Source organism: Winogradskyella sp. (assembly GCF_013213975.1).
Classification (GTDB): domain Bacteria; phylum Bacteroidota; class Bacteroidia; order Flavobacteriales; family Flavobacteriaceae; genus Winogradskyella.
This window is the reverse complement of the sequence record NZ_JABSST010000100.1, coordinates 1-8,571: the sequence shown is the minus strand read 5'-3', so window position 1 is coordinate 8,571 and position 8,571 is coordinate 1. Positions and strand designations below refer to the sequence as shown.

At 34.3% G+C, this 8,571-nt stretch carries 9 protein-coding genes; 7 read left to right on the top strand and 2 right to left on the bottom strand.

The annotated features are described in order from the left end of the window. The 7 genes from HRU49_RS13100 to HRU49_RS13070 form a co-directional block, all read left to right on the top strand. Positions 1–1,379, top strand: a 1,379-nt coding sequence (locus HRU49_RS13100; RefSeq protein WP_296357892.1) for a gliding motility-associated C-terminal domain-containing protein, incomplete at its 5' end; no start/stop codon positions are given. Between the two features lie 29 nt (positions 1,380–1,408). Further along, positions 1,409–2,335, top strand: a complete 927-nt coding sequence (locus tag HRU49_RS13095; RefSeq protein WP_296357890.1) for a type IX secretion system membrane protein PorP/SprF — start codon at positions 1,409–1,411, stop codon at positions 2,333–2,335. Positions 2,336–2,345: 10 nt separating this feature from the next. Then, entirely contained in the window at positions 2,346–4,322 is a 1,977-nt protein-coding gene (locus HRU49_RS13090) for an OmpA family protein (RefSeq protein ID WP_296357888.1), read from the top strand. Positions 4,323–4,431: 109 nt separating this feature from the next. Next, the gene (gene idi, locus HRU49_RS13085) at positions 4,432–4,959 is read left to right on the top strand and encodes an isopentenyl-diphosphate Delta-isomerase (protein ID WP_296357886.1); all 528 of its coding nucleotides are present in this window, start codon (positions 4,432–4,434) and stop codon (positions 4,957–4,959) included. Next, positions 4,956–5,366, top strand: a complete 411-nt coding sequence (locus HRU49_RS13080) for a 6-carboxytetrahydropterin synthase (RefSeq protein ID WP_296357884.1) — start codon at positions 4,956–4,958, stop codon at positions 5,364–5,366. Before idi ends, HRU49_RS13080 begins: the two co-directional genes overlap by 4 nt. Positions 5,367–5,370: 4 nt before the next feature. Next, complete coding sequence (locus HRU49_RS13075) at positions 5,371–6,342, top strand: type I phosphomannose isomerase catalytic subunit (protein ID WP_296357881.1); 972 nt, start codon at positions 5,371–5,373, stop codon at positions 6,340–6,342. A gap of 70 nt (positions 6,343–6,412) precedes the next feature. Beyond that, positions 6,413–6,682 carry a hypothetical protein gene (locus HRU49_RS13070; protein WP_296357880.1) on the top strand — a complete coding sequence of 90 codons (270 nt, stop codon included), beginning with the start codon at positions 6,413–6,415 and terminating at the stop codon, positions 6,680–6,682. 68 nt (positions 6,683–6,750) lie between these two features. Here HRU49_RS13070 and HRU49_RS13065 read toward each other — a convergent pair whose 3' ends face one another. Together HRU49_RS13065 and HRU49_RS13060 are read right to left on the bottom strand one after the other, a co-directional pair. Continuing rightward, positions 6,751–7,458, bottom strand: coding sequence for a DUF4369 domain-containing protein (locus HRU49_RS13065; protein WP_296357878.1), 708 nt, complete (start codon positions 7,456–7,458; stop codon positions 6,751–6,753). 51 nt (positions 7,459–7,509) lie between these two features. Beyond that, on the bottom strand, positions 7,510–8,571 hold a 1,062-nt coding region (locus tag HRU49_RS13060; protein WP_296357876.1), incomplete at its 5' end, for a DUF819 family protein.

Here is an 8,571-nt window from a genome sequence, read left to right as displayed (position 1 = left end):
TCATCGAAGATGCCACTGATTTTACAGAAACAGGAATATTACCGGTTCCAGTATATCAAAGTGGTGGAAGTGACGCAGATGGGGACTCTCAGATAGATGATCTTGCCGTTCTTCCTCAAAATCCTATGGTGTTTACAGCAACATATGCTTTAACTCAGGCTGATATAGATGCTGGTATGGTGACTAATCAAGCTACTGCCAATGCAACTGCACCATTAGGTGGCGGAATAACTGATGATAGTGATGATCCTAATGATCCAACGGGAGATAATGACCCTACTGAAACTGAAATAATTCAAATTCCAATGATCAGTCTTATTAAGACGACTTTAGATTTAGAAGATACTAATGGCGACGGAATTGAAGGAAGTTTGGGTGATGAAATATCTTATGTTTTCATTGTAGAAAATACAGGAAACGTTACGTTATCAAATATAGAAATACAAGATGCGCTACCAGGACTAATATTAGTAGGAGGTCCTATTGCACAACTACTTCCAGGAGAAATTGATAGTACAACATTTACCGCTACTTATGTTATTACGCAGTTAGACTTAGATACTGGGTTTGTAACTAATTCTGCAACTGTAAGTTCAGAGGGACCTAGTGGTGATATTGGTAATCCAGCTGATGATATAACAGACACGAGTGATGATCCGAATAATACAAGTAATAATGATGCCAATGGTGACGGTGATCCTGATGATCCGACGGTAACAGCTGTTAATTCAATATTCGATATTGAAGTAACAAAAGTAGTTAACGAACTTACACCTGTTGTGGGAGATGAAGTGATTTTTACGATAGAGGTTGCAAATATTGGAAATGTAACTGCTACTAACGTTGTAATCAATGAACAAATACCAAGCGGTTATGTATTTATTTCAGCACTAACAACAAGTGGTACATATTCTGAATTTGATGGAGAATGGATTGTAGGTCAACTTAATCCAGATCAAGTTGAAATATTAGAAATAACAGTAGAAGTTTTAGGAATAGGAGATTATGCAAATACAGCTTTTGTGGATAATGCAGATGGTGGAATTGATATCGATCCAATTAATGATGAAGGAACAGCTATAGTAGATCCAATTTGTCTAACAATATATAATGAGTTTTCTCCAAATGGTGATGGCATTAATGAGACATTCGTAATAGATTGTTTAGAACGCTTCCCAAATAATAAGTTAGAAGTTTACAATAGATGGGGTAACATCGTTTACTCTGAAAAAGGATATCTCAATGATTGGGATGGAAGTTCTAACGGTAGAGCAGTAATTAATCAATCTGATAAGTTACCTGTAGGTACGTACTATTATGTGCTTGATCTTGGTGACGGTTCGGAGCCTAGAGTAGGATGGTTATATATAAATAGATAAGTAAACAACTATATAAAAAGACAGAAAAGATGATACGTATATTATCAAAAGCAAGTTTAATTTTAATAGTGTTTACTACACTATTAACTACAGATGTAAATGCTCAGCAAGATCCGCAGTACACGCATTACATGTATAATACACTGAGTGTTAATCCTGCATATGCTGGACAAAGAGAAACTCTTAGTGTAGTAGGATTGCATAGGTCTCAATGGGTTGGAATTGATGGTGCGCCACAAACACAGTCTTTCAGTATTCATTCCCCTTTACGTAATGAGCGTATTGGTTTAGGATTAAATATTGTCAGTGATGCGTTAGGTCCAGCAAGGGAGACCTTTGTTGATGCTAATTTTTCATATACGATTCCTTTAAATGCAAATGATTTAAAATTATCATTTGGAGTAAAAGGAGGTTTACATATGCTAGATACCGATTGGAGTAAAGGACGTTTCCAAGATCCAGATGTTGTTTTTAACAATAATTTGAACCTAATTTCACCAATGGTTGGTGCTGGTTTATATATGCATACCAGAAAGTGGTATTTTGGATTAGCAGTTCCTAACTTTTTAGAAACAGAACATTACGATGATTTCCAAGAATCTGTTGCTACAGAGCGCATGCATTTTTATGCCATCGGTGGTTATGTATTTAATTTAAGTGAAACCTTAGAGTTGAAACCTGCCTTTTTAATTAAAGGTGTTTCAGGTGCACCTCTCATTGCCGATGTTTCTGCAAATTTCTGGTATAAGAAAAATTTAACAGCAGGCTTAGCTTGGAGATGGGATGATTCTGTAAGTGCTCTGGTAGGCTTTCAGGTTACACCAGGAATGTTTGTTGGATATGGCTATGATTTAACAACTACTGGATTGAATAACTATAACGGTGGAACTCATGAGATCACTTTAAGATTTGAAGTGAAGCGGTTAGGCAGAATTTTATCACCACGTTTCTTCTAAAATTAAGACTATGAAAACAATTACAAGATTTATAAGTGTATGTATTGCAGGTGTGATTGCCTTATCTGCATCTGCACAAGATGGAAAAATTAAAAGTGTAGAAGACGACTACAGAGATTTTGCTTATGTAAAAACAAGCGAGGTCCTTCTCGAAGTAGCCAATAAAGGCTACAAATCGGTTGATCTTTTCCAAAAACTTGCTAACTCCTACTATTTTAATAATGATATGGAGAATGCTGCGAAATGGTACGGAGAATTAACGACAATGAATGAGGTTATTGATCCAGAATATTATTTTAGGTATGCCATGGCACTCAAAGGTTTTGGTGATTATGAAGGATCGGATAAGTGGATGAAGAAATTCAATGAGCTTAAACCGGAAGATTTAAGAGGAAAAGCATTTTTATCTAAAGTAGATTATAAATCCAATATTGAAGAGTTAAGTAGAGATGATATTGAAATTGAGAATTTAGAGATCAATACAGAATTATCTGACTTTGGAACAACGGAATATGAAGACGGAATAGTCTTCGCTTCTTCACGTGGTGGTGGACGAAAGTATCGTTGGAATGAAGAACCTTATTTAGATATCTATTCTGTTCAAAAAACTGAAAACGGATTTGGTGAAGTCAAAGAAGTTTCAGGAAAAGTAAATACTAAGTATCATGAGTCAAGCGCAGTATTTTCTCCTAACGGAAAGTACATGTTCTTTACAAGAAACAACTTTTTTAGATTAAAGTACAAAGAGGATGAAACAGGAGTTAATCGCCTTCAATTATATCGTGCGACTTTAAGTGAAGATGGTAGCTGGGATGAAATTCACAAAGTGCATTTTAATAGTGAAGATTATAGTGTAGCGCATCCTGCCTTAAACCTTACTGGAACTAGACTTTATTTTGCTTCAGATATGCCAGGGTCATATGGGCAATCGGATATTTTTGTTGTTGATGTTAATGACGATGGAACTTTAGGACAGCCAGAAAATTTAGGCTCATCTATTAATACTGAAGGTCAAGAATCATTTCCATTTATGGATACCAGTGGCAATTTATTCTTTTCCTCTACAGGATTTCCCGGACTTGGAGGTTTCGATGTGTTTAAATCTGAGGAGCTAGACCAAAAGGTGGCAACTGGATCAAACAGAAATTTTCCAATTGAGAATGTTGGAATGCCAGTAAATAGTATCGCAGATGATTTTGCCTATTATGAAAATCTTGTCACAAGACGTGTTTATTTTAGTTCAAATAGAGAAGGTGGAAAAGGTAGTGATGATATTTATACCTTTGAAGTACCAGAATGCGAACAATTAGTTTTTGGAACAGTTCAAGATAAAAATACAGATGTGCTTATTTCTAATGCAACCGTTATTTTGTTTGATGGCGAAGGCAATGAATTAGAAAGACAAACCGTTGGTGAAGATGCAGCTTTTCAATTTAGCTTAGATTGCGAAATGGAGTATTTAATTAGAGGAGAGAAAGAAACATATGCTTCTGATGAGAAACGATTTACAACTCCAAAGAAGAACCAGGAATTACAGCTGCAATTGTTACTTGAAAAAGATGAACAACAGATCGAACCTTGTGATGATTTAGCTAAAATATTAGATATCCCTATTATTTATTTTGATTTTGATAAGTCTAATATTAGATACGATGCTGAAATAGAATTACAAAAAGTTTTAGTGGTATTAAATAAGAATCCTACAATGACAATAGATATTAAATCCCATACAGATTGTAGAGGCATGGCCGATTACAATGAAAGATTGTCAGAAAAAAGAGCACAAGCCACACGTCAATATTTAATTGATAATGGTATAGATGCTGGAAGACTTACTGCCAAGGGGTATGGTGAATCACAGCTGGTGAATGATTGTGGTTGTGAACCAAAGAATACTTCAAGTTGTTCCGAAGAAGAACATCAATTAAATAGACGTAGTGAGTTTATCATTACGAGTATTAATGGAAAAACGTGTGACGACAAATAATAATTTGAGAACACATAATATGAAATCAAATAGCCACTTAATCTTTTATGTGGCTATTTTTTATGAAATCCTTTAACATTTTTAAGCTTCTAGTCCTTAATTTTGTTTTATGACAGAAGAACAAGTCATCTTAGTTGATGAAAACGATAACCAAATTGGCTTAATGCCTAAAATGGAAGCCCATGAAAAAGCAGTTTTGCACCGAGCTTTTTCAGTATTTATTTTTAATGATAAAAATGAATTAATGCTTCAACAACGTGCTTTACACAAATATCATTCACCTGGTCTTTGGACCAACACCTGTTGCAGTCATCAGCGTAATGGTGAAACTAATGTAGAAGCAGGGAAGAGACGATTAATGGAAGAAATGGGTTTTGTTGCTGAGTTAGAAGAAAAAACCTCATTTATTTATAACGCACCTTTTGATAATGGTCTTACTGAGCATGAGCTTGATCATGTTATGATTGGTTACTTCAATGGAGTTCCTGAAATTAATCCAGATGAAGTTGCAGATTGGAAATGGATGCTACTAGAGGACGTTAAGGTTGATATAGCGACACATCCAGATAGCTACACCGCTTGGTTTAAAATTATCTTCGAAAAATTCTATGAATTTATTAATGTAAATGATTTATGAAAGTAACGGTACACAGAAAAGCGCACTTTAATGCAGCGCATCGCCTATATAGAAAGGATTGGAGTTTCGAGAAGAATGAGGAAATTTTTGGCCTGTGTAATAATCCAAACTTTCATGGCCATAATTATGAGTTAATAGCAAGTGTCACAGGAGAAATAGATCCTGAAACTGGCTATGTTATAGATGTTAAAATCTTAAAAGACATCATAAAGTCAGAAGTTGAAAATGCTTTTGATCATAAAAATTTGAATGTAGAAGTCCCAGAATTTCAAAACCTAAATCCTACTGCAGAAAATATAGCAGTCGTAATTTATAACAAGATTAAAGCAAAACTTGATGCTAAGTTTCATCTAGAAGTAACATTATATGAGACTCCGCGCAATTTTGTGACTTATTCTGGGGAATAATATTATGAATTCGCATTTACACCCTTTAAAATTTCAACCCATTTTAAAAGATAAAATTTGGGGAGGAGAAAAGTTAAGTCGGCAATTTAATAAAGCTTCAAAATCTGAACAATTGGGAGAGAGCTGGGAAGTTAGTACAGTTCCTGGTGATATTTCAATCGTTAGTAATGGGTATTTAAAAGGAAAATCACTTCAAAGCATATTAGAATCTTACAAGTCTGATTTACTTGGATACAAAAACTATGAGCGATTTGGAAATGATTTTCCATTGCTAATTAAGTTTATTGATGCCAAGCAAGATTTGAGTATCCAATTACATCCGGATGATGCTTTAGCAAAAGAACGACATAATTCTTTTGGTAAAACAGAAATGTGGTATGTGATGCAAGCAGATACAGATGCTAATTTAATAGTAGGTTTTAATCAAATAATGGATTGTGAAACTTATTTGAAACATCTTAAAGAAAAAACATTGACCAAGATTTTGAATTTTGATAAGGTTAAAGAAGGCGATACGTATTTTATTGAAGCAGGTCGTGTACATGCTATAGGCGCTGGGGTTTTATTAGCAGAAATTCAGCAAACCAGTGATGTTACTTATCGTGTTTATGATTGGGATCGTATTGATGATCAGGGAAACGCGCGCGAACTGCATAATGATATTGCTATTGACGCCTTTAAGTTTGATATGAAGGACGATTTTAGAGTGAGTTATGATAAGATTAAAAACGTAGCTAATAACATGGTAACTTGTCCTTTTTTTATTACTAATTTTTTGGAATTAGATGCAACCATTCAAAATGAAAATGATAAAGATTCTTTCATGATTTATATGTGTGTTGACGGTGAAGTAACAGTTAAAACAGCTGTAACATCAGTGAAGATTTCTAAGGGTGAAACCATGCTAATACCAGCTGCGGTAAAGGAATATATAATAGAAACCGACTATGCTAAACTTCTTGAGGTTTATATTTAAAACTTCCGTACTATCTTAATAATAATTTCAAGGAATCATTACCTTTGTACAATTAATAATTTGAACCGTTATGGCGAATAAAAGAGACTTAAAAAAAGATATCAATTATGTTTTTGGTGATATCATTGAAGCAGTTTATTATTGGGAATTAGAAAATTCAGATAAGCCGACTAAAGAAAGTGAGGCCATCATCGATGAAGCAATAGCTTCTTTTGACGAGCTTATAGGACGCGTTAATGATAGAAGTGTTGAAGATAAGAAGGCACATTTTAAATCAATTAATACAGATTTAGAAACTAAAGGACGTGCTTTGATTGATCGTATTAATAAGTTGAAATAAAAACAAAAATCAGCATAAAAAAGCCAATCAATTTTGATTGGCTTTTTTTATTCATACTATTTACTCAGTTATTCTGAAGCTCTATTTGCAATGACATCGGCCAACTTTTTACCGTATATAGATTGTTTAATTTCATCTTCTAAACCATTATAAACAGAATCTATATATTTTGGATTAGCAGATGGAATTTCATATAACGCTAAATATGGTGCAACGATACTGTTTTTATTGTTGAGTGCAAACTGTATCGTATACGAGTATTTACGTTTTAATAAGGTCTCTGATCGTTTATTTAATGAGTCAATCGCAGTGCTATCATTGTCTTTTTGTGCAATAAGACTGGCTTCTATTACGTCAAGATTTTGATTATTAAACTGAGACATCACCTTGGTGTATTCATTTAATAAATCCTGTTCTCTTGACCCTTTGATTTTAGCATCAAAATTAAAGTTTTTTAATGATGTATTTAATTCAGTAATCCCTTTATTGGCGAAGAATGGGATGTAATGTTCTTCACCATCATTTTTAAATAGTTTTAAATAGAGGAGAATCGGTTCCTCTATATTCGTATTAAGCGTAAATTCAGATGTGCCATTAATGGTTAATGAGTCTAAATCAACGATAGTGGAATCACCATCTTTTTGAAGATATACAACTCCTTTCTTTAAGCCTTTTATTTTACCATTAAGTGTAAAATTAGTGGCTTTATCATTTCCGCACGAAGCTAAAAGAAGTGCAAAACTGAAAAGGCTAAATACTTTAAAAATTCTTGTCATTGATTCGTTTAATTATGAGACAGCAAATATCTTATTTTGAATTTAAATATGCTAACCACCAGCGGCTAATTGCATTAAAATTGTGCATCCAATTGCAGCAATTGTTCCCACGGCATATCCAAATACTGCGAGTAAAACACCAACAGTTGCTAAAGAAGGGTGAAAAGCCGAAGCTACAATTGGGGCTGATGCTGCACCACCAACATTAGCCTGGCTTCCGACAGCAAGGAAGAAGTAAGGGGCTTTAATAAGCTTAGCAACGAGAATAAGTAATAGTGCATGAATGGTCATCCAAATAACTCCAATTGCAATCAAACCTAGATTTTCAAAAATTAAGGTGAGATCCATCTTCATCCCAATCGTTGCTACAAGAATGTAAATAAAGACACTTCCAAATTTACTAGCGCCAGCTCCTTCGTAATTTTTTGCTTTGGTATAGGATAATAAAATGGCAATGATTGTAGCGATGCTAATCATCCAGAAAAAAGAAGAGCCTAAGAATGTGAAAATATTTTTAGTGGTTTCAGATTTAATTTCTGCAACTATGCCTTTAAAGAATGGTGCTAAATAATTAGCTCCGAGGTGGGCTATACTCACTGTTCCAAAAGCAATAGCAACAATTAGCATTAAATCGGTTAATGATGGGTTTCGCTTTACCTTTTCTGAGAATTCTGTGACTTTATCTTTGAGTTCTTCTATTGCGGTAATATCTGCTTTTAACCAGTTATTAATTCTATTCCTTTTTCCAATACCTAATAATATTATGGCCATCCAAATATTGGCAACTACAATATCTACGAAAACCATGCCACCATAAAGCTTTTGATTATAACCGTATATTTCTAACATAGCCGTTTGATTTGCCCCTCCACCAATCCAGCTTCCTGCCAAGGTTGATAGTCCTCTCCAAACGGCATCAGCGCCAACGCCTCCAACAGTTTCTGGAGAAACAAGAGCTATCAATAATATGGCAATTGGACCACCAATGATGATTCCTAGTGTTCCAGTAAAAAACATGACAAGGGCTTTCCATCCTAAATTAAATACAGCTTTTAAATCAATGCTTAGCGTCATTAAAACAAGAGCGGCTGGCAGTAAATAACGACTTGCCAT

Bases quoted from the DNA above. Each gene is read 5' to 3' on its own strand.
- idi (WP_296357886.1), top strand. From the start codon at position 4,432: ATGACAGAAGAACAAGTCATCTTAGTTGATGAAAACGATAACCAAATT.
- HRU49_RS13080 (WP_296357884.1), top strand. From the start codon at position 4,956: ATGAAAGTAACGGTACACAGAAAAGCGCACTTTAATGCAGCGCATCGC.
- HRU49_RS13090 (WP_296357888.1), top strand. From the start codon at position 2,346: ATGAAAACAATTACAAGATTTATAAGTGTATGTATTGCAGGTGTGATT.
- HRU49_RS13070 (WP_296357880.1), top strand. From the start codon at position 6,413: ATGGCGAATAAAAGAGACTTAAAAAAAGATATCAATTATGTTTTTGGT.
- HRU49_RS13095 (WP_296357890.1), top strand. From the start codon at position 1,409: ATGATACGTATATTATCAAAAGCAAGTTTAATTTTAATAGTGTTTACT.
- HRU49_RS13065 (WP_296357878.1), bottom strand. From the start codon at position 7,458: ATGACAAGAATTTTTAAAGTATTTAGCCTTTTCAGTTTTGCACTTCTT.
- HRU49_RS13075 (WP_296357881.1), top strand. From the start codon at position 5,371: ATGAATTCGCATTTACACCCTTTAAAATTTCAACCCATTTTAAAAGAT.